Annotated in this window: 22 protein-coding genes and 1 riboswitch; of the genes, 7 read left to right on the forward strand and 15 right to left on the reverse strand. The window is 72.2% G+C overall.

Annotation, left to right across the window (positions count from 1 at the left end; all coding sequences use genetic code 11):
- Positions 1–7 precede the first annotated feature (7 nt).
- Genes WDV06_RS00275 through WDV06_RS00290 form a run of 4 tightly spaced genes read right to left on the reverse strand, consistent with a single transcriptional unit; the run spans position 8 to position 1,612 of the window.
- Positions 8–406, reverse strand: a complete 399-nt coding sequence (locus WDV06_RS00275; protein WP_395507513.1) for a type II toxin-antitoxin system VapC family toxin — start codon at positions 404–406, stop codon at positions 8–10.
- Entirely contained in the window at positions 403–681 is a 279-nt protein-coding gene (locus tag WDV06_RS00280) for a hypothetical protein (protein WP_395507514.1), read from the reverse strand. Before WDV06_RS00280 ends, WDV06_RS00275 begins: the two co-directional genes overlap by 4 nt.
- Positions 682–722: 41 nt before the next feature.
- Positions 723–1,391 carry a hypothetical protein gene (locus WDV06_RS00285; protein WP_395507515.1) on the reverse strand — a complete coding sequence of 223 codons (669 nt, stop codon included), beginning with the start codon at positions 1,389–1,391 and terminating at the stop codon, positions 723–725.
- The gene (locus WDV06_RS00290; protein ID WP_395507516.1) at positions 1,388–1,612 is read right to left on the reverse strand and encodes a hypothetical protein; all 225 of its coding nucleotides are present in this window, start codon (positions 1,610–1,612) and stop codon (positions 1,388–1,390) included. The genes WDV06_RS00285 and WDV06_RS00290 overlap by 4 nt, the downstream gene beginning before the upstream one ends.
- 115 nt (positions 1,613–1,727) lie before the next feature.
- Here WDV06_RS00290 and WDV06_RS00295 point away from each other — a divergent pair, with 115 nt between their 5' ends.
- Both WDV06_RS00295 and WDV06_RS00300 read left to right on the forward strand, forming a co-directional pair.
- Complete coding sequence (locus WDV06_RS00295) at positions 1,728–2,561, forward strand: helix-turn-helix domain-containing protein (RefSeq protein WP_395507517.1); 834 nt, start codon at positions 1,728–1,730, stop codon at positions 2,559–2,561.
- Entirely contained in the window at positions 2,545–2,856 is a 312-nt protein-coding gene (locus WDV06_RS00300; protein ID WP_395507518.1) for a DUF397 domain-containing protein, read from the forward strand. Before WDV06_RS00295 ends, WDV06_RS00300 begins: the two co-directional genes overlap by 17 nt.
- Before the next feature lie 4 nt (positions 2,857–2,860).
- Here WDV06_RS00300 and WDV06_RS00305 read toward each other — a convergent pair whose 3' ends face one another.
- Positions 2,861–4,042 carry a S8 family peptidase gene (locus WDV06_RS00305; RefSeq protein WP_395507519.1) on the reverse strand — a complete coding sequence of 394 codons (1,182 nt, stop codon included), beginning with the start codon at positions 4,040–4,042 and terminating at the stop codon, positions 2,861–2,863.
- Positions 4,043–4,418: 376 nt separating this feature from the next.
- Here WDV06_RS00305 and WDV06_RS00310 point away from each other — a divergent pair, with 376 nt between their 5' ends.
- Positions 4,419–4,757 carry a protease inhibitor I9 family protein gene (locus WDV06_RS00310; RefSeq protein WP_395507520.1) on the forward strand — a complete coding sequence of 113 codons (339 nt, stop codon included), beginning with the start codon at positions 4,419–4,421 and terminating at the stop codon, positions 4,755–4,757.
- A gap of 37 nt (positions 4,758–4,794) precedes the next feature.
- On the opposite strand, the gene WDV06_RS00315 is transcribed toward WDV06_RS00310, so the two are convergent.
- From WDV06_RS00315 to WDV06_RS00325, 3 genes are all read right to left on the reverse strand, one after another.
- Positions 4,795–5,850: a hypothetical protein gene (locus WDV06_RS00315; RefSeq protein ID WP_395507521.1), complete on the reverse strand. Its 1,056-nt coding sequence runs from the start codon at positions 5,848–5,850 to the stop codon at positions 4,795–4,797.
- 77 nt (positions 5,851–5,927) lie between these two features.
- Complete coding sequence (locus WDV06_RS00320) at positions 5,928–6,668, reverse strand: LamG domain-containing protein (protein WP_395507522.1); 741 nt, start codon at positions 6,666–6,668, stop codon at positions 5,928–5,930.
- A gap of 42 nt (positions 6,669–6,710) precedes the next feature.
- The gene (locus WDV06_RS00325) at positions 6,711–7,337 is read right to left on the reverse strand and encodes a phosphoribosylanthranilate isomerase (protein ID WP_395507523.1); all 627 of its coding nucleotides are present in this window, start codon (positions 7,335–7,337) and stop codon (positions 6,711–6,713) included.
- 307 nt (positions 7,338–7,644) lie between these two features.
- Between WDV06_RS00325 and WDV06_RS00330 the strand changes: the two genes are divergently transcribed.
- The gene (locus WDV06_RS00330; RefSeq protein ID WP_395507524.1) at positions 7,645–8,514 is read left to right on the forward strand and encodes a hypothetical protein; all 870 of its coding nucleotides are present in this window, start codon (positions 7,645–7,647) and stop codon (positions 8,512–8,514) included.
- Positions 8,515–8,573: 59 nt separating this feature from the next.
- A complete protein-coding gene (locus tag WDV06_RS00335) occupies positions 8,574–9,155 on the forward strand; it encodes a Uma2 family endonuclease (protein ID WP_395507525.1) in 582 nt (193 codons plus the stop codon).
- 92 nt (positions 9,156–9,247) lie between these two features.
- On the opposite strand, the gene groL is transcribed toward WDV06_RS00335, so the two are convergent.
- From groL to thrC, 4 genes are all read right to left on the reverse strand, one after another.
- The gene (gene groL, locus WDV06_RS00340; protein WP_395507526.1) at positions 9,248–10,867 is read right to left on the reverse strand and encodes a chaperonin GroEL; all 1,620 of its coding nucleotides are present in this window, start codon (positions 10,865–10,867) and stop codon (positions 9,248–9,250) included.
- A 318-nt stretch (positions 10,868–11,185) separates the two neighbouring features.
- Positions 11,186–11,392, reverse strand: a complete 207-nt coding sequence (locus WDV06_RS00345) for a cold-shock protein (RefSeq protein ID WP_008743607.1) — start codon at positions 11,390–11,392, stop codon at positions 11,186–11,188.
- A 394-nt stretch (positions 11,393–11,786) separates the two neighbouring features.
- A complete protein-coding gene (locus WDV06_RS00350; RefSeq protein ID WP_395507527.1) occupies positions 11,787–12,065 on the reverse strand; it encodes a MoaD/ThiS family protein in 279 nt (92 codons plus the stop codon).
- 36 nt (positions 12,066–12,101) lie between these two features.
- A complete protein-coding gene (gene thrC / locus WDV06_RS00355) occupies positions 12,102–13,427 on the reverse strand; it encodes a threonine synthase (protein WP_395507528.1) in 1,326 nt (441 codons plus the stop codon).
- A riboswitch (SAM riboswitch) is annotated at positions 13,421–13,559 on the reverse strand. (Overlaps the previous gene by 7 nt.)
- 203 nt (positions 13,560–13,762) lie before the next feature.
- Here thrC and WDV06_RS00360 point away from each other — a divergent pair.
- Together WDV06_RS00360 and WDV06_RS00365 are read left to right on the forward strand one after the other, a co-directional pair.
- The gene (locus WDV06_RS00360; protein ID WP_395507529.1) at positions 13,763–14,713 is read left to right on the forward strand and encodes a glucosyl-3-phosphoglycerate synthase; all 951 of its coding nucleotides are present in this window, start codon (positions 13,763–13,765) and stop codon (positions 14,711–14,713) included.
- 102 nt (positions 14,714–14,815) lie between these two features.
- Entirely contained in the window at positions 14,816–16,276 is a 1,461-nt protein-coding gene (locus WDV06_RS00365; protein WP_395507530.1) for an alpha,alpha-trehalose-phosphate synthase (UDP-forming), read from the forward strand.
- Between the two features lie 71 nt (positions 16,277–16,347).
- On the opposite strand, the gene otsB is transcribed toward WDV06_RS00365, so the two are convergent.
- The 3 genes from otsB to WDV06_RS00380 all read right to left on the reverse strand — a co-directional run bounded on the left by otsB (position 16,348) and on the right by WDV06_RS00380 (position 18,901).
- The gene (gene otsB, locus WDV06_RS00370; protein WP_395507531.1) at positions 16,348–17,202 is read right to left on the reverse strand and encodes a trehalose-phosphatase; all 855 of its coding nucleotides are present in this window, start codon (positions 17,200–17,202) and stop codon (positions 16,348–16,350) included.
- Between the two features lie 53 nt (positions 17,203–17,255).
- The gene (locus tag WDV06_RS00375; RefSeq protein ID WP_395507532.1) at positions 17,256–17,534 is read right to left on the reverse strand and encodes a DUF3263 domain-containing protein; all 279 of its coding nucleotides are present in this window, start codon (positions 17,532–17,534) and stop codon (positions 17,256–17,258) included.
- Positions 17,535–17,596: 62 nt separating this feature from the next.
- Positions 17,597–18,901, reverse strand: coding sequence for an extracellular solute-binding protein (locus tag WDV06_RS00380; protein WP_395507533.1), 1,305 nt, complete (start codon positions 18,899–18,901; stop codon positions 17,597–17,599).
- Positions 18,902–19,111: the final 210 nt, after the last annotated feature.

Genomic DNA, 19,111 nt, shown 5'->3' on the forward strand with positions numbered 1-19,111 from the left:
ATGAGGGTCAGACGCCCTCGACCAGGATGCGACCGTGCTCGGCAGTGAGCAGTCCGATGTCCTCGACATCGGACGTCAGGATCGTCACGAGACCCTGCTGCGCCAAGGCCGTCGCACACAACATGGCGTCGATCGCGTACTTGTGGCCGTGCAGGCCCGCACCCTTCAGCAGAGAGGCAGCGGACTGCGCGACCGCCTGAGTGACAGGCTCCACGCGCAGGAGAGAAAGCGTCCATTTCAGCGCGGCGTCGTTCACTTTCGGATGGATGACCTCGACCAATACGGCGGCCGACGTCACCACCGGAAGGCCCTCCGCGCGAGCAGCCGTCACCCACTCGTGAACGCCTTTGTCCCGTTGCACGGCCTTCGCCAGACCTTCGCTGTCGAGCACCAGGACACCGCTCACGCAGCGGCACCAGCTTCTGGCGACCGGCCCGTGAGCTTGGCACGCTTCGCGGCCACGGCCTCCGGGTCGGCCGGCCCGTTGACCCGGTCGAAGTCGGCGATCAACTCGTCCAACTTGTCCAGCTCGATCTGGCGCTGCGCGGCCCGTTCCAGATAGGCCGAGACTCCTCGCTTGCCGACCCGGTCACGGATCGCCTGCAAGGTGCCCGCGGTGAGCGATACGGAGATGCCGCTGCTGGGCCCATCGCCGGGGAGGAAATCGGTGTCGTCAGCCATGACACCACTATGGCATTCGAAATGCCATACCGTCACGGCCCTCATCGGACGCACCCGGCAGCCGCCCGCAGGAACCCGGCCAGGTCCTCCACCGAGTACCCCAGCCGCGGCCCCCGCTCGGCCGCCATCAGCAGCAGCTGGCCCACGATCTCCGCGCCCCACCCGTCCGGCCCGTCCGCCGCCCACTCCTGCACCTTCTCGACGCCCAGGTCGCACATCAGCAGGCCGTACCCCGCCCGGACCTCCGCGCACGTCGCCGCGACCGCGTCCAGCAGCCGCACCCCCGGCCGCTCGCACCGCAGCCCGAAGCCCCCGCCGACCTCCTCGGCCACGCACCCGCGCGGCGGCTCCGCCTTGAGCCGGTCGTAACGCGGGTCCCCGTACGTCGGACACTCCCCGGCCGGGCGGTGCAGCAGCGTGAACCGCTGCCAGCCCGGCGGCGGGGGCGGCTGCGGCCGCCACCCCTCCACCCCGAACGCCTCCTGCACCTGCGCCGTCGCCTCGTCCGCCGACCCCGCCGTCCGGGCCACCCTCCGCCGCCCGTCGTCCCCGACCGCCGTCCACGTCCCGCCGCCCCCGTCCGGCCGCACCCTCACGGACAGCCCCGCGCCCGCACGCCTCCACCCGCCGCCCCCGAGGGCCGCCTCCAGCCCGCGCAGCCGCCACCCCAGCTCGAAGGCGAACTCCGCCGCCTCGACCGGCTCGCTCACGCCCGGCCCCCGGCCCGCTCGTGCAGCACGGCGGCCAGCCGCAGGGCGGTGTCCAGGTTGCAGCGGCCGAGGTCCACGAGGGGGAGCCCGTACGTACCGGCGGCGGAGACCCCGTCCACGTCGAGGGAGGGGAAGGTGACCCCGACCCCCTCCAGGGACTCCCGCAGCTGCCGCACGGCCTCCTCGGCCGCCCGCATCCGCTCCTGGGGCGTGAGCACCATGACATGTCACCTTTCCACTCTGAGTATTCAGGTCCTCTACACAGAGTGGTTGCGCCCTCGATAGCCTTCAAGGAGGTCAACCACAGCAACCGCAGCTGTTGGAGCAGGAGTTGCCATGCCGGGAAAGCCCCTCGACCCCTCCTCACCCCGCGCCCTTCTCGGCGCCGAACTCCGCGTGGCCCGCGAACGCCGCGACATGAGCCAGGCGGGCCTGGGCGAGAAGCTCTTCGTGAGCGGCTCGTACGTCGGCCAGATGGAGAACGGGACGCGCCGCATCACCCTCGAACTCGCCACGGCCATAGACCAGGTGCTGGGCACGGACGGGTTCTTCACCCGCAACTGCGGCGCCTCGGCCAAATCCAAGTACCCGAACCACTTCGCCGCAGCAGCCGAAGCAGAGGCCGACGCGATCACCATCAAGGAGTACTCACCCCTCGCACTGCCGGGCATGCTGCAGACAGAGGCGTACGCCCGGGAGGTCTTCCGCGCCTACCGGCCAACCGCGACAGAGGATGTCATCGACGAGCTCGTGGCGAACCGCCTGGACCGAGCCTCGCTGCTGAAGAACCCAACTAGGCCCATGTTGTGGTGCGTTCTGGACGAGACTGTCATCCGGAGGTCAGTCGGGGGCCCCGCAGTCATGGCGGGCGCACTTCAGCACATCCTCGGCCTCATCCGCACCTGTCGAATCGTCGTACAGGTACTCCCCTTCCTGGCAGGCGCCCACGCATCGATGGGCGGCACCCTGAAACTGATGACGTTCGAGGACGCTCCTCCTCTCGCCTACATCCAAGGCAACGCAATGGGGGTCCTGTTGGACGATCCGGCCACGGTTACCCGCCACGCCCTGACCTACGATCTCCTCACGGCCAATGCGCTGTCACCGCGCGAGTCCCTGGCCATGATCGAGTCTGCGGTGGAGGGTTACGCACATGACGACCGTGCCTGAATACGACCTGTCGACGGCCACCTGGCACAAGTCCAGCTACAGCGACGGCACCGGGGGCGACTGCCTGGAGATGGCCACCTGGCACAAGTCGAGTTACAGCGACGGCAGTGGCGGCAGCTGCGTCGAGATGGCCACCTGGCGGAAGTCCACCCACAGCGCCGGAGACGGCGGAAACTGCGTCGAGGTCTGCGACGCGCACGCCGACCTCGTGCCCGTCCGAGACTCCAAGCAGCCCGAAGGCCCGCACGTGGTGTTCCGCGCGCGGGCCTGGGCCGAGTTCGTCCGTACGCTCTGACCCGTCACAGACCGCCGGTGAACAGCAGCTTGTTCGGGCTGCCCGCGCCGATGCTGGTGATGACGTCCTTGGTGGAGGAGCCGTCCAGGAACTGGGAGACCTCCGCCGGGGCGGCCGTCGGGTGGGCCGCCTTGTAGAGCGCGGCGACGCCCGCGACGTGCGGCGCGGCCATGGACGTACCGTTCAGGGCCACGCTGCCGCCGCCGAGCTTCGCCGAGACGATGTCCTGCCCGGGGGCGTAGAGGCTGAGGCACCGGCCGTAGTTGGAGAAGGCGGTCTCCTGGTCGAACCGGTCGGTCGCGCCGACCGTCAGGACGCGCGCCGCCGAGGCGGGCGAGACGGTGCAGGCGTCGATCGAGGAGTTGCCGGCCGCGATGACCGGCAGGACGCCCGCGTCGGACACGGCGGTGGCGGCGTCGTTGACCGCCTGCGAGCGGTCCCCGCCCAGGGAGGCGTTCATCACGGCCGGCTGCCGGGCGTTCTTCGCGATCCAGTCCATGCCCGCGATGATCCCTGACCACGCGCCCCGGCCGTCGCACCCCAGGACCCGGACGCTCACCAGGTTCGCCTTGCGCGCCACCCCGTACGTGGCACCGGCCACCGTGCCCGCGACGTGCGTGCCGTGGCCCTGGCAGTCCATGCCGCCCCACCCGTCGCCGATCGCATCGAAGCCCGCCCGGGCGCGGCCCCCGAACTCGGAGTGGTTGAAGTCGATGCCCGAGTCCAGGATGTAGGCGGTCACCCCGGCGCCGTTGCCCTGGGTGGTGAAGTCGTTGTCCAGCGGCAGCCTCCTCTGGTCGATCCGGTCCAGGCCCCACGAGGACGCCGGGGCCCGCACTCCCGCCGTGGAGGACGGCGTCGGTACGGACTGCACCTTCGCGTCCTCCTCGACCGCCTTCACCCCCGGGCTGCTGCGGACGGCCTTGAGCTGGAGCGGGGTCAGCGGGGCGGCGAAGCCGTTCAGCGCCGAGCCGTAGACGAACATCGGCTTCAGCCCGAGCCTCTGGGCGGCCTTGGCCGCGTCGACCCCCTTGTCCAGGGTGACGATGTACTGGCCGGGCACGGCGTCCGCCGCCGTGTGCAGCGGTACCGGGGTGGGTTCGGGGCCGGCGGCGGAGGCTGTCCCGGCCGTGACGGGGGTGGCGGTGAGGAGGGCGGCGGCGGCCAGGCGGACGAACAGGCGCATGGAGGGGACTCCCTGGGGGCGGTGCCGGTCGGTGCGAGGGGGCCGCTCCCGCGCGAGGAGTGACTCCGGCGGGGCAGCGGCCTCCCCTTCCATCGGGTGGCGCGCCGGCGCGGCTTGACCGCTCGCCCCCGCCCGGCCCAGTCACCGCGCGGCCGTGCGGGGTACGCGCCCGCCCGCCCCGCCGACGGGCGCCGCCGCCCCGGTGCGCCGGGACCACGGCCCCGCGCCGCGCCGGCCGTGGGTCACGGGGCCGGGCGGCGGGACCACCCGTACGGCCCGCCGCCAGTCCGGGGGGCGCGCGGGCGGGAGGCGCCGTGCCCCCGCCACACCCCGGGACGTCGTTGACCGGCCCCCTCGTGCGTGATGGCCTCGCCGCATGACCGCCCGTGTGAGCCGAGCCCTGTCCGTGACCGTCGCCGTCCTGGCCGCCGTCGCCGTCCTGCCCCTGTCCACCGCCGCCGCGGCCCCCGCCCCGGTGCGCGGGCCCGCCCCGCGGACCGCCCCGGCGGACTGGCCCTCGTACATCGTCACCGTGCGCCGGGGCGTCGACCCGGCCGCCGTCGCCGCGCAGGTCGGCGGCGTACGCCCGGACCGCTACTTCCACCACGCGCTGAACGGCTTCGCGGCCCGGCTGAGCCCCGGGCAGGTCGCCGACGTGGCCGCGCTGCCGGGGGTACTGGCGGTGGAGGCCGACGGCTCGGCGGGACCCGCCTGACCCGGCCCCGCCCCGGGCCGGGCGGTCCCTGCCGCCCCTACGCCCCCGGGTCCGGCGGGAGCAGGGCGAGGAGCGCCGCCCGGGCCACGGCGGCGGCCGGGAGGATGCCGGTGTAGCGGCCCTCGTCGGTGAAGGCGATGTGGTCGCCGTCGTCGAGCAGGGCCGCGCGCAGCCAGGCCGCGTCCGCGTCGGTGTGCTCCAGCGCCCGCGTGTGCAGGACCGGGGTGAACAGCTGCCGGAGGCGGGTCACGTCGATCTCGTCGGGCGAGCCGTCGAACCGGTCCAGGCCCCGGGCCAGCAGTTGTTCCTCCAGGAACGGGTTGAGGGCGTCGCGCGGCGGCGGGTGGGTCAGGCGGCGCGTGCCCTCCAGCCCGAGCTCCTTCATCAGCCGCGCCGACGGCCCCGGCCCCGACGCCTCGGCCAGACGCACCCCGGCGGCCTGTCCGGCAGCCTCCAGGCAGGCCTTGCGCAGCCCCGGGTCACCGTCCTGGAGGCACCGCAGCAGGTCGGCCGGGGCCGCCCAGCCCACGAACCGGCCGGGCCGGCCCTGCTGGTGGGCGGTGAAGACGACCACCGCGGGCGACCCGAGGCGGGCGGCCGCGGCGCACAGGAGCAGCAGCCGGTGCTCCCACCAGGCGTGGCCGTCCTCCAGGTCGACGACCACCGCCTCGGTTCCGCGCAGGCCCCGCAGCGAGGTGACGGCCTCGGTCCCGCCGGGGCCGGCCGCAGGGACGCCCCGTTCGGGGACCACGTTGCGGGGGACCGCCGGGCCGCGCCGGGACGCGGCCGCCACCGTGAGCGCGGCCTTCACGGCAGCCGGCTCGATCCGCGTTCCAGCCGGCGCGAGCCCGCTGAGCACCACCAGCAGGACGGGCAGCAGGCTCAGCGCGACGATGACCAGCAGCGCCCACCCGGCGTCCACGGACTCCAGACCCAGTGCGGTCCGCCCGGCACCCCAGGCGACGGTCAGGACGACCAGGAGGACGGGCACCAGCACCAGGGCCGTCCGTACGCCGAACGGCCAGAACGCCGGGCCGGACCCGCTCGGGCGGGCCGTGGCCTGCGCCCGGGTCGACCTGCGCGGCGAGTCCACGGCACCCATTATCGGCGGCCGGACCGATCGCCGCCCGGGGAGCCGGACGGCCCGGCCGGGCGGTGACCGGCCGGGTCCTAGCTGCGGTAGACGCGCAGCTCCGACACCTCGTACGACATCTCCGTCTGCTCCGGCCCCGGCGCCGGGTGGTAGCGGCCGGCGCAGACCGACAGGTTGACGATGAGGTAGGCGCGCCAGCCGCGCCCCACGCCCCGCCCGTCGGAGAAGGCGCGGGCCCCGTTGACCCACCAGACCACCGACCGCTTGCCGAACTCGACCCTGAGGTCGACCCAGGCCCCGGGCCGGACGGTGGGGTCGTGGTAGTAGCGGTGGGCCTCGCGGACGTGGTTGGACAGTTCCAGCAGGTCGGGATTGTCGGGGTGGTATTCGAAGATGTCGATCTCCTGGCCGCCGTCGCGCCAGGTCCAGATCGCGGGCCAGGCCCCGGTCTCGGTGGGCAGGCGGACGCGGGCCTCCAGGACGTCACCGGTGCGCACGGTGAACCCCTGGTCGCTGCCCTCGGTGGTCAGCAGGCCGGTGTCCCAGTTGCCGTCGGGGCGGCGGGTCGCCCGGAAGGTGCCGCCGCGGCTGTAGGCGGGGTCGGAGACGAGGTGGTCGAGCTTGTTGTCGCCCGGATTGACCGGGCCGCCGTCGGGATAGGCCCAGGAGCGGCCGGCCACCCACTGGGCGGAGGAGGCGAAGTCGGCGGTGAAGACGGGGGCGCTGCGCGGAGTGAACACCGGCAGGCCCCCGCCGCCGGCCGCGGGGAGGAGGCGGCGGGTCAGGCGGCGCAGCCATCCGGGGTGGTCCGATTCCATGGGGATGTCCTGCCCACCGGGCGGGCCGCCATCCCCGTGTTCTCACTCAGAGTAATCATATGATTGCGTGGCGGCTTCGATGAAAGCGCGGATGAGGTCGGGGGACTTCACGCCGCGCTCCCGCTCGACGCCGCTGGAGACGTCCACGCCCCACGCGCCGGTGGCCCGCACGGCCTCGCGGACGTTGTCCGGGCCGAGCCCGCCGGCCAGCAGCCAGCGCCCCTCGGGAGCCGTGAACTGCGCCGATCCCCAGTTCCAGGGCTTGCCGGAGCCGGGGTCGGGGGCGTCGATCAGCAGCAGGTCCTCGCCGTACTCGCCGCAGCGCGCGACGTGCTCGGCGGTGGCCCGCAGCAGGGTCCGGCCGGGTGCGCGGAGTTCCTCGTAGTACTCGGGACCCTCGTCGCCGTGCAGCTGCACCCCGCGCACGCCGCTCTCCCCAGTGAGCCGGCGCACCTCCTCCAGGGGCTGACCCCGGAACACCCCGACGGTGAGCACCCGTTCCGGCACCCGGGCGGCGAGCTCGCGCGCCAGGTCGGCGGTGACGGTGCGGGGGCTGTTCGGCGCGAGCACGAACCCGACCGCATGCGCCCCGGCCGCCACGGCCACATCGACGTCCTCGGGCGTCTTCAGCCCGCAGATCTTGACGAACACGCTCTTCCGGTCGCTCATGCGGCAAGTCAACCAAACGCCGCCCGGCCGCGCCGATTCGTCCCACGCTCCGGGCGGCTTCCGGGCCCGGGGCTCAAGCCGCGGGAGTCCGAGCGCCCTGTCTGTGGAATGGGTGGTGGGCGGAGCCCACCACCCCCCACCGTCCTCCTCAACCGCCGCCCATACCAGCCGCGATGACGATCCGTGACTGGCTTGCCACACTGGGCCATGAGGCCCTACCTTGCGGCTGGAAACGTAAATCGGCCCCCGCCGGTGCGCCAACACCACACGAGGGCCTGACCATCAAGATCGAGAAAAGGTCGATCCCGTGGATGACGTTCAGCTTAGTGCTGCCCCGCACCCCCTCGCCAAGCCCGGCTACGGCAAAATCGCCGCACCGGAGCAAGCGCCCCGCACCGCCCGCGACTTCGCGCACCTCCCGGCCCGGGAGGCGGCCGTCGCCGGGTACCTCGACCGGCTGCCGGACGGGGCCGACATCAGCGTGAAGACCCTCGCCGCCGTGCTGCCCCTGTGGGGCCAGTGCGCACTGCGCACCGCCCTCAACCGGCTGGCCACCGCCGGACACCTGCACCGCGTACGGCAGCGGCTGCCGGGGGAATCCACCCGGTGGGTCACCCGCACGTTCTTCTCCCGCACCCCCCGCGACGGCGCCTGGTGGGCCCGGTTCACCCAGAGGGATTCCCCCGCGCCGACCGCCCCGCCGCCACCCCCACAGGTGCCCCCGGCCCCCGCCGACGCCGACGCCCACCCCGACGCGTACGCCCTCCTCGCCTCGCTCGGCCGCGCCGCCCCGGCCCTCGCGCTCTCCAAGGCCGACTGCACGGCCCTCGCCCCGCTCCTCGTCCCCTGGCTGGCCCGGGGCATCGCCCCCGACCGCATCCGGCTCGCCCTCACCGCCGGCCTGCCGCCCGTGGTCCACCACCCGGCGGCCCTGCTCCGCAAACGCCTGGAGTCCAAACTCCCCGCCGCACCGCCCGACCCCGCCCCGGCGGCCCCGCCCCCGCCCCGCGCCGAGTGCACCGAATGCCGCGCGCCCGGCCCGCCCGCCGCCTTCACCGAAGGCCGCTGCCGCGCCTGCCGCCCCGAAGCGCCCCGGCCGCCGGTCTTCACCCCGCCCCTCACCCCGGCCGAGGTCCGCGCCCACGCGGCCCGCATCCGCGAAGGAACCCGCCGATGACCAGTCCGCCGCTCCACCGGCGCCGAACCCGGGCACCATGGTGTCGAGGAGGCGACCCCATGACCCCCAGCACCGCCGCGCACGCCCAGATGTCGTTGAAGGACTTCGAGACTCTGGCCCGCCGCGCACCCGAGACGGTCACGCTCGAATTCCTCAACGGAAGGCTCGGAGTCAAGCCATTGCCCGATCAGCGCCACGGCGCCATCGTCATGTGGCTGCTGCGCCAGTGCATGCAGCAGCGACCGGAGCTCGCCCTCTACCCCGAGCAGGGGCTGAAGGTGGAGAGCTACCGCACCGGACGGGCCCGCGCGGACGGCGCGCTCGCGCCGTACGACCACTACGCCGCCCAAGAGGGCGAGTGGGCGGATCCCGCCGGGACGCTGATGGTCGTGGAGGTCACGTCCTTCGACCCCGACACCGACCAGCGCGACCGGCACGAGAAGCGCGCCGCGTACGCCCAGGCGGGCATCCCGGTGTACCTCCTCGTCGACCGGGACGAGGACATGCTCACCGTCCACAGCGACCCCCAAAACGGCATGTACCGGCAGTCCGTGTCGTACGCCTACGGGGAAGCGGTCACCCTGCCCGCCCCCGTACAGATCACGCTGGACACGGAGAAGCTCAAGGACTACGCCCACTGAGCCCCGCCCCCGGAAACGCCCGAGGGCGGCACCCCCTCCGTCGGGAAGGGGTGCCGCCCTCGTTCGAGAACAGCCGATCAGCGCGGGGCCGATCAGAAGTCCATGTCACCGCCCGGCATGCCGCCCGGAGCGGCGGCGGCCTTCTCCGGCTTGTCGGCGATGACGGCCTCGGTGGTCAGGAAGAGCGCGGCGATGGACGCGGCGTTCTGCAGCGCGGAGCGCGTGACCTTCGCCGGGTCGATGATGCCCTCGGCGATCATGTCGACGTACTCGCCCGTGGCGGCGTTCAGACCGTGGCCGACGGTCAGGTTGCGCACCTTCTCCACGACGACGCCGCCCTCAAGACCACCGTTGACGGCGATCTGCTTCAGCGGGGCCTCCAGCGCGAGCTTCACGGCGTTGGCGCCGGTCGCCTCGTCACCCGAGAGCTCCAGCTTCTCGAAGACCGAGGAGGCCTGGAGCAGGGCCACGCCACCGCCGGCGACGATGCCCTCCTCGACAGCCGCCTTCGCGTTGCGGACGGCGTCCTCGATGCGGTGCTTGCGCTCCTTGAGCTCGACCTCGGTCGCGGCACCGGCCTTGATGACGGCCACGCCGCCGGCCAGCTTCGCGAGGCGCTCCTGGAGCTTCTCGCGGTCGTAGTCCGAGTCGGAGTTCTCGATCTCGGCGCGGATCTGGTTGACGCGGCCCTGGACCTGGTCGCTGTCACCGGCACCGTCGACGATGGTGGTCTCGTCCTTGGTGATGACGACCTTGCGGGCGCGGCCGAGCAGGTCGAGACCGGCGTTCTCCAGCTTGAGGCCGACCTCCTCGGAGATGACCGTGCCGCCCGTGAGGATGGCGATGTCGCCGAGCATGGCCTTGCGGCGGTCGCCGAAGCCCGGGGCCTTGACGGCGACGGACTTGAAGGTGCCGCGGATCTTGTTGACGACCAGGGTCGACAGGGCCTCGCCCTCGACGTCCTCGGCGATGATCAGCAGCGGCTTGCCGGACTGCATGACCTTCTCCAGGAGCGGCAGCAGGTCCTTGACCGAGCCGATCTTGGAGTTGACGATCAGGATGTACGGGTCGTCGAGGGACGCCTCCATACGCTCCATGTCGGTGGCGAAGTACGCCGAGATGTAGCCCTTGTCGAAGCGCATGCCCTCGGTGAGCTCCAGCTCCAGACCGAAGGTCTGGGACTCCTCGACGGTGATGACGCCTTCCTTGCCGACCTTGTCCATGGCCTCGGCGATGAGCTCGCCGATCTGGGTGTCGGCGGCGGAGATGGAGGCCGTGGAAGCGATCTGCTCCTTGGTCTCGACGTCCTTGGCCTGGGCGAGCAGGGCGGCGGAGACGGCCTCGACGGCCTTCTCGATACCACGCTTGAGGGCCATCGGGTTCGCACCGGCGGCCACGTTGCGCAGACCCTCGCGGACGAGCGCCTGGGCGAGGACGGTGGCGGTGGTCGTACCGTCGCCGGCGACGTCGTCCGTCTTCTTGGCGACTTCCTTGACCAGCTCGGCGCCGATCTTCTCGTACGGGTCTTCGAGCTCGATCTCCTTGGCGATGGAGACGCCGTCGTTGGTGATCGTGGGCGCACCCCACTTCTTCTCAAGGACGACGTTGCGACCCTTGGGGCCAAGGGTGACCTTGACGGCGTCGGCGAGCTGGTTCATGCCACGCTCAAGGCCGCGCCGGGCCTCCTCGTTGAACGAAATGATCTTGGCCATCTGAAGTGGTCCTCCAGGAGGGGTGGATTGCTCCGGACCGCGCCCGCGCCCGCGACGGACGGCCTGCCGACCCGGCGGTTCCTTCCCGCCGGACCCTGCGGGCCTCACCGACCCGGTCCTCGTCTTGTAGCACTCTCACCCGGAGAGTGCTAACGCAATGATTAGCACTCGACCCCCACGAGTGCAAGCGGCTTCGAGTCATGCCGCCCCGTCCGCGCGGCGCGCCGGCGCGGCACATACGTGAGGGGCCCGCATCCTGTCCAGGATGTGGGCCCCTCACGTGTTGGTGCGTGCGTCGGTGGCCGATCGCGCTTCGACTCAGCCGGCCGCGAGCTTGACCATGTCCGCCTGCGGACCCTTCTGGCCCTGCGAGATCTCGAACTCGACCCGCTGACCCTCTTCAAGGGTGCGGTACCCGTCCATCTGGATCGCGCTGTAGTGGACGAACACATCCGCACCACCGTCGACCGCGATGAAGCCGTAGCCCTTCTCCGCGTTGAACCACTTGACGGTGCCCTGAGCCATGCCTAACTCCCCTATTACTGGCCCTTGCGCAGGTCCGCACTTCGCGGACCCGGGTCAGAACTTGCGCCGGAACGCCTCGACCGGGGCTGAATGTATCTGCACCGCTGCTGTCTGCAACAGGTCATTCCGACGAGAAATCTGGACACGCGCAAACAGGGAAATGGGCTGAAAAGTTGTCCTATTCCTGGGCAAGTCGGGCCAGACAAGCCTCACCAATGCCCCAAAAGGCACGCGCATGTTGACTCAATGTCAACCCTCCCGCGGCCCGTTCATATGCGGCGGGCAAGAACAGCGGAGGGGACTTCCCCAACTCTACCGCGCCCAATCAAGCAGAATTGCCCCCTCCGCTTTTAGCGGAGGGGGCAATTCAGATTCGGTCACGCGTCGGCGGGGCTCAGCAGCCGCCCGCGACCGCCGGGATGATCGAGACGCCGGCGCCGTCCGGCGTCGCCGTCTGCAGGCCGCCCTCGAAGCGCACGTCGTCGTCGTTGACGTAGACGTTCACGAAGCGGCGCAGCTTGCCCTGGTCGTCCAGGACGCGCGCGGCGATGCCCGGGTGGTTCGCCTCCAGGGAGGCGATCACGTCGGCGAGGGTCGCGCCCTCGGCCGGGACCTCGGCGGCGCCGCCGGTGTAGGTGCGCAGGATGGTGGGGATGCGGACGTTGACGCTCATGGCGCTACCGCCTTTCCGTGGGGTGCGGGGGAAGGGTCAGGCCAGGCCGGCGGCGCGGAACGCGTCCAGGCTCGGGCGGATGGTGGCGGTCTGGCCGGTGCCGGACACCGCCTCCAGGGTCTTGAGGCCGTCACCGGTGTTCAGGACCACGGTGGTCAGCGAGGGGTCCAGGACCCCGTTCTCGATGAGCTTCTTCGTCACGCCGACGGTCACGCCGCCCGCGGTCTCGGCGAAGATGCCCTCGGTCTGCGCCAGGATCCGGATCGCCTCGACGACCTGCTCGTCGTTGACGTCCTCGACGAAGCCGCCGGTGCGGCGCGCGATGTCGAGCACGTACGGGCCGTCCGCCGGGTTGCCGATGGCGAGGGACTTGGCGATCGTGTTCGGCTTCTGCGGGCGCACCACGTCGTGCCCGGCCTTGAAGGCGGTGGACACCGGGGAGCAGCCCTCGGCCTGGGCGCCGAAGATCTTGTACGGCTTGTCCTCGACCAGACCGAGCTTGATCAGCTCCTGGAGACCCTTGTCGATCTTCGTGAGCTGCGAGCCGGACGCGATCGGGATGACGAGCTGGTCGGGCAGCTGCCAGCCGAGCTGCTCGCAGATCTCGTAGGCGAGGGTCTTGGACCCCTCGCCGTAGTAGGGGCGCAGGTTGACGTTGACGAAGCCCCAGCCCTCGCCCAGCGGGTCGCCGATGAGCTCCGAGCAGAAGCGGTTGACGTCGTCGTAGTTGCCCTCGATGCCGACCAGGTCGCCCCCGTAGACACCGGCCATGACGACCTTGCCCTGCTCCAGGTCGTGCGGGATGAACACGCAGGAGCGGAAGCCGGCGCGGGCGGCCGCGGCGCCGACGGCGCCGGCCAGGTTGCCGGTGGAGGAGCAGGAGAGGGTGGTGTAGCCGAAGGCGCGGGCGGCCTCGACGGCGATGGCGACGACGCGGTCCTTGAAGGAGTGCGTCGGGTTGCCGGAGTCGTCCTTGACGTAGAGCTTGCCGGTGACGCCCAGCTCCTTGGCCAGGTTCCGGGCGTCCACGAGCTTGGTGAAGCCGGGGTTCAGGCTGGGCTTGGACGCCACGTCGGCGGGGACGGGCAGCAGCGGGGCGTAGCGCCAGATGTTGTTCGGGCCGGCCTCGATCGCCGCGCGCAGGGCCTCGGGGTCGCCGGCGGGCAGCTCGTAGGCGACCTCCAGCGGACCGAAACACTCGACGCAGGCGAAGATGGGGCCGAGCTCGAAACGGGTACCGCACTCACGACAGGAAAGGCCGGTGGCGGGACCGAGGTCGACGGACCCGGTGGTGTCGGATCCCGGAGCGGCAGAGGTGGCGACAGACTGTGCAGCCATGATGGCGAGGCCCTTTCTCCTCATCTTCCCCATGGCGCACTTCGCCATGAGACGGAATTGGCACCTTCCCTAGCCGGGGCCCCGCGCGAGCGAGAACCGACTGGAGGGTTGCCGGGGCTTCAACGGGCCGTGTCCCTCTGCCCCTCTGGATGAGCGGTATGGCACCGGCATACGCGCTCGATGGCGCGCCGGTGCGTTTGTCGCGAGGCCCCCGGCATGCGGCGGACCTTCGCGTTGTTCAAGACTGTAACCGAAGGGACGGCGGGTTGAGACAGCCGTCCGAACCGCGAGATGGATCACAATTCGGCCGAAAACCGCCGGGTGTGATGCCGCCGCTGAGAAGCCAGGGAGTGCTGAGAGTGCTGGATGAGGTGGAGCGCTGGCTGGCCGACCGCTCCTGGTCCGCCGCCGACCGACCGCTCGACCAGCTGCTCGACCGGAAACGGGCGGCCGGGACCACCGTCAGCGTGGTGCTGCCCGCCCTCGACGAGGAGGCCACGGTCGGGGAGATCGTGGAGGTGATCCGGCGCGACCTCATGGACGGCCTGCCCGTACCCCTCGTGGACGAGCTCGTCGTGGTCGACTCCGGCTCGACCGACCGTACGGCCGAGGTCGCGGCGAAGGCCGGCGCCCGCGTGGTCCACCGGGACGAGATCCTCCCGCGCCTCCCCGCCGTACCCGGCAAGGGCGAGGTGCTGTGGCGCTCGCTCCTGGCCACCACCGGGGAGATCGTCTGCTTCGTCGACGCCGACCTGCGCGACTTCTCGTCCGCCTTCGTCTCCGGCATCGTCGGCCCGCTGCTCACCGACCCGCAGGTGCAGTTCGTCAAGGCGATGTACGACCGCCCGCTCGGGGACGCCCCGGGCCAGGGCGGCCGGGTGACCGAACTGGTCGCACGCCCGCTCCTGAACCTCCACTGGCCGCGCCTGGCCGGCTTCGTCCAGCCCCTCGGCGGCGAGTACGCCGTACGCCGCTCCCTGCTGGAACGCCTCCCCTTCCCCGTCGGGTACGGCGTCGAGCTCGGCCTGCTGGTCGACGCGCTGCACACCGTCGGCCTGGACGCGATGGCCCAGGTGGACGTCGGGGTGCGGCTGCACAAGCACCAGAGCGGGCAGGCGCTGGGCCGGATGGCCGCGGCGATCTACCGCACCGCGCAGCTGCGGCTCTCGCGCGGGCACCTCGTACGCCCGGTCCTCACCCAGTTCGAGAGGGGGCCGGACGGGTTCGTTCCGCGCACCCACCCCGTGGACACGGAGGAACGGCCGCCGATGCTGGAGATCGAGGAGTACGCGGTCCGCCGCGTGGCCTGAGGCCGGGCGGGGACGGCCCGGCCGCGTTCCCGCCGCCCGTACGTGACGAACCGGACATTTCCCGGACGTTTGAGCGAGCGGGCCCCGGGCTAGGTTCGCGGCATGGCTTCTCAGGTACTCGTCGCCGCCAACCGCGGCCCGCTCTCGTACGCCCTCGCCGCCGACGGCGCGCTCAGCGCCCGGCGCGGCGGGGGCGGTCTGGTCTCCGGCCTGTCCGCAGCCCTCGCGGCCCAGCCGGAAGCCCTGTGGATCTGTGCCGCGCTCTCCGACGCCGACCGCGAAGCGGTCCGGCGGGGGGTCGGCGAGCCCGGGGTCCGGATGCTGGACATCGATCCCGCGGTGTACGACGACGCGTACAACGGCATCGCGAACTCGGTGCTCTGGTTCACCCACCACCACCTCTACGACATCCCCCGCGAACCCGCCTTCGACGCGGAGTTCCGGCGGCGCTGGGACTCGTACACCGCCTACAACCAGGCCTTCGCCGAAGCGCTGGCCGAGGAGGCCGCGCCGGGCGCCCGCGTCCTCGTCCAGGACTACCACCTGGCCCTCGTGCCGGGCGCGCTGCGGCAGCTGCGCCCCGACCTGCGGATCGCGCACTTCACCCACACCCCCTGGGCCTCCCCCGACTTCCTGCACATGCTCCCGGACGACATCCGCAGCCGGCTGGTGTGGGGGATGCTCGGCGCCGACCAGCTGGGCTTCCACACCGCGGCCTGGGCCGCCGCCTTCATCAGCGGCGCCACGGTGGACGACGTGCACGGCGTCGCCGACGGCTTCGTCCCCCGCGAGGACCACCAGGGCGGGGTCCACCACCGCAGGCTGACGGAGGACGGCCGGTACGGGGAGATGCGCTTCACCGGGGTCGGCCAGTACCCGCTCGGCGTCGACGGCGACGACCTGCGGGCCCTGGCCCACCGCCCCGAGGTCGACGAGAAACTGGCCGCGCTGCGCGCGGAGGTCGGCGACCGCAAGACGATCGTGCGGGTCGACCGCACCGAGCTGTCGAAGAACATCCTGCGCGGGCTGGCCGCCTACCGGGAGCTGCTGACCACCCACCCGGAGTGGCGCGGCCGCGTCGTCCACCTGGCCTCCGCCTACCCCTCCCGCCAGGACCTGGAGGTCTACCGCACCTACACGGACGCGGTCCGGTCGCTGGCGGCGGAGATCAACGCCGAGTTCGGGACGGAGGAGTGGGAACCGGTCCTGGTCTCCGTGCAGGACGACTTCGCGCGCTCCCTGGCGGCGTACCGGATGGCGGACGTGGCCCTGATCAACCCGGTGCGGGACGGCATGAACCTGGTCGCCAAGGAGATCCCGGTGGTCTCGGAGGCGGGCTGCGTCCTGGTCCTGTCGACGGGCGCGGGAGCGTACGAGGAACTCCGCCAGGACGCCCTGGGGGTGAACCCGTACGACGTCACGGCGACGGCCGAAGCCCTCCACGCGGCCCTGTCGATGCCGGAGGCGGAACGCACGGAACGCACGAAACGCCTGGCGGCGTCGGCCACGGCCCTCCCCCCGGAGGCATGGTTCACGGCCCAGCTGGAGGCCCTGGGGAACTGAGGCGCCGGGGGCCTTGCGGTGCGGGCCCCCGTCGCCCCGGCCCGGCGGGCCCGCACCGCGAGCCCCGGCCCCTACCCCCGCAGCGCACCCGCCAGCCGGGCCAGGAACGCCGCCACCGCTGCCGGGCCCGGGAGGACCAGGTCGGCTCGGGCCGCGAGTTCGGGCACCTCCGCCGAGCCGCTGCACACCAGCAGGCCCGGGAGGCCCTCCGCCCGGCGCTTCTCGACCGCCGAGTACGCCGCGAGGTCGCCCAGGTCGTCCCCCGCGTACAGGACCGGCCCCGCCTCCCGTTCCTGGAGGAACTCGGTCAGGGCGACGCCCTTGTCCATCCCCGGCGGGCGCAGTTCCAGTACGGCGCGCCCCGGCTCGACGATCAGCCCGTGGCGGGCGGCGAGCTCCGCGAGGGGTTCGCGCAGGGCCTCGAACGCCGCCTCGGGGTCTTCCGCGCGGCGGGTGTGGACGGCCAGGGCCTGGCCCTTCTCCTCGATCCAGGTCCCGCGCCACGCCCCGATGGCGTCGAGGAAGCCGGGCAGCTCGGCCCGTACCGCCGCGACGCCGGGGTGTTCGGCGGGGGCGTGCACGACGCCGGTCACGGCGTCCCACCGCTCGGCTCCGTAGTGGCCGAGGACGACGAGGTGCTCCAGTCCGGGTACCCCGGCGAAGCCTCCGTAGCGGACGGCGACGCCGGCGGGCCGGCCGGTGACGACGGCGACGGCGGCCACCTCGGGGGCCAGCGCCGAGAGCGCGGGCACGGCGTCGGGGTGGGCGCGGGCCTGGTCTGGGTCGGGGACGATGTCGGCGAGGGTGCCGTCGAAGTCGAGGGCGATGACGGCTCTGCGGGGTGTGCGGAGGAGGGCTTCGAGTCCCTCGCGTCCGGCGGCGGTGGCGGGCACGGGCATCGGCGGCTGCTGCGGATGGCTCCCCATGGCCACGACCCTACCGGGGCGGCCGGGACCCCGCCCAGCCCCTCTCCCACGAACTAACGCCGGGCCCGCTGGGCCTCGCGTATGCGGCGGAGGCGGTTGACGGTGCCGGGGGCGTGGGCGAGGGCGCGGGGGTCGTCCATGAGGGCGTTGAGCAGCTGGTAGTAGCGGACGGGGCTCAGCCCGAGCCCCTCGCGTATCGCGCGCTCCTTGGCGCCGGGGCCGGGCCAGCTGCGGCCCTCGTACGCGAGCACGGCGGCCTCGGCGTCGGTCAGCCGGGCCGGGGCGGCCTCGCCCGCCTCGCCCGTCTCGCCCGTCTGGCCGCCGTCTGTCACATCGCCACACTAACGCGCGCCACCGACACCGCCCGGTCCGGTGCTTCGGGGGCGCCGCCGCGTTACTTCTCCCCGTCCGCCTTGCGGGCCGAGTCCGCTATCTGCTCCAGGACCTTGGCCGGCTGGCCGCCCGGCTGGACCGCCTTGCCGATGTTCTGCTTGATGTCCTCGCTGACCTGGGCCCAGGACTTCTTGCCCGCCGGGTAGAGACGGGAGTTCGGCAGGGCGGTGAGGAAGGTGCGCAGCTGGGCGGCCGGGCCGCCGTTCGCGGACTCCATCGCGCGGTAGCCGCTGGTGGTGACCGGCAGCAGGTCGTACTGGTGGGTGAAGGTGGTCACGTTCTTCGCCGTGTACAGCTGGTCGAGGAACTTGCCGGCCTCCTTCTTGTGGCCGTTCTTGAAGGCCATGACCCAGTCCGCGACGCCCATCGTGGAGTGGTCGGCGCCGTCGGCGGTGGGCATGGCGACCATGCCGAACTTCACGCCCTTGCCCGCCGCCTGCTTCAGCAGGGTCGGGTGGCCGTTGAGCATGCCGACCTCGCCCCGGGTGAAGGCGTCGAAGGCGGCCTGGCGGTCGAGCTTGGCGGGTTCGACGGGGCCGGTGAGGCCCTGGCCGACCATCCGGTCGCGGAGGAACTCGAAGGTCTTGACGTTCTCAGGGGAGTCGATCGCGTACGCCTCTTCGTTGTCGGTGTAGCCGCCACCGCCGGAGAGCATCCACATCATCGTCTCGGCCTGGGCCTCCTCGCGGCCGAGCGGCAGGGCGAAGGGGGTGGGGACGCCGGCGCCCTTGAGCTTCTTGGCGGCCGCCTCGACGTCCGCCCAGCTCTTGGGCTGCCAGGGGGTGGAACCGTCCTTGGGGATGATCCCGGCGTCGCCGAGGAGCTTGGTGTTGTAGAAGAGCAGCCGGGTGCTGGCCACGAACGGCATGCCGTACTGGACGCGGCGGACCTTGCCGGCGTCGGCGAGCGGGGCGAGGAAGTCGGCCTCGGTCTTGACGGACAGCAGTTCGTCGGCGGTGTAGAGCTTGCCCGCCTCGGCGTAGTCGGCGTAGGCGCCGATCTGGGCGATGTCGGGGGCCTTGCCGGCCTTGACCATCGCGGCGACCTTGGCGTCGACCTCCGACCAGGAGTAGACGCTCACCTCGACCTTGACGCCGGGGTTGTCCTTCTCGAAGGCGGTGGCGAGGTCCTTCCAGTAGGCGGCGGAGGAGTTCTGCGGATTGTCGCCGTAGTCGGCCGCCACGACCCGGAGGGTCACCTCGTTGTCTCCGGAGAGGCCCGGCACGGCTCCACAGCCGGTCAGTGTCACGCCGGTCAGCCACAGTGCGGCTCCGGACGCGGCCAGCCTCAGGTAACGGCCCTTCACAGTTCTCGATCCACCCCAGGTTGTACGTACGATCCACGTAAGGTCTACACCACTTTGGCGGCTCCTCCACATCGGCGGAGGCCTCCCGGGCGGACTGTTTCCAAACCGTCTCCGACCGGGGCGCCAGGGGCCTTCCGGATTTGTATGGCCGCTCAACAATCCCGCCCAATGGACTAGACCTTTCCCCTCGAAGCACGCGAGACTGTCTTT

The sequence above is a fragment of the Streptomyces racemochromogenes genome (assembly GCF_044129415.1).
GTDB classification, from domain to species: Bacteria; Actinomycetota; Actinomycetes; order Streptomycetales; family Streptomycetaceae; genus Streptomyces; species Streptomyces racemochromogenes_A.

Excerpts from the sequence above, each read along its gene's own strand:
- WDV06_RS00280 (WP_395507514.1), bottom strand. The coding sequence starts at position 681 with ATGGCTGACGACACCGATTTCCTCCCCGGCGATGGGCCCAGCAGCGGC.
- WDV06_RS00290 (WP_395507516.1), bottom strand. The coding sequence starts at position 1,612 with ATGGTGCTCACGCCCCAGGAGCGGATGCGGGCGGCCGAGGAGGCCGTG.
- WDV06_RS00295 (WP_395507517.1), top strand. The coding sequence starts at position 1,728 with ATGCCGGGAAAGCCCCTCGACCCCTCCTCACCCCGCGCCCTTCTCGGC.
- WDV06_RS00300 (WP_395507518.1), top strand. The coding sequence starts at position 2,545 with ATGACGACCGTGCCTGAATACGACCTGTCGACGGCCACCTGGCACAAG.
- WDV06_RS00305 (WP_395507519.1), bottom strand. The coding sequence starts at position 4,042 with ATGCGCCTGTTCGTCCGCCTGGCCGCCGCCGCCCTCCTCACCGCCACC.
- WDV06_RS00310 (WP_395507520.1), top strand. The coding sequence starts at position 4,419 with ATGACCGCCCGTGTGAGCCGAGCCCTGTCCGTGACCGTCGCCGTCCTG.
- WDV06_RS00320 (WP_395507522.1), bottom strand. The coding sequence starts at position 6,668 with ATGGAATCGGACCACCCCGGATGGCTGCGCCGCCTGACCCGCCGCCTC.
- WDV06_RS00325 (WP_395507523.1), bottom strand. The coding sequence starts at position 7,337 with ATGAGCGACCGGAAGAGCGTGTTCGTCAAGATCTGCGGGCTGAAGACG.
- WDV06_RS00335 (WP_395507525.1), top strand. The coding sequence starts at position 8,574 with ATGACCCCCAGCACCGCCGCGCACGCCCAGATGTCGTTGAAGGACTTC.
- groL (WP_395507526.1), bottom strand. The coding sequence starts at position 10,867 with ATGGCCAAGATCATTTCGTTCAACGAGGAGGCCCGGCGCGGCCTTGAG.
- WDV06_RS00345 (WP_008743607.1), bottom strand. The coding sequence starts at position 11,392 with ATGGCTCAGGGCACCGTCAAGTGGTTCAACGCGGAGAAGGGCTACGGC.
- WDV06_RS00350 (WP_395507527.1), bottom strand. The coding sequence starts at position 12,065 with ATGAGCGTCAACGTCCGCATCCCCACCATCCTGCGCACCTACACCGGC.
- thrC (WP_395507528.1), bottom strand. The coding sequence starts at position 13,427 with ATGAGGAGAAAGGGCCTCGCCATCATGGCTGCACAGTCTGTCGCCACC.
- WDV06_RS00365 (WP_395507530.1), top strand. The coding sequence starts at position 14,816 with ATGGCTTCTCAGGTACTCGTCGCCGCCAACCGCGGCCCGCTCTCGTAC.
- otsB (WP_395507531.1), bottom strand. The coding sequence starts at position 17,202 with ATGGGGAGCCATCCGCAGCAGCCGCCGATGCCCGTGCCCGCCACCGCC.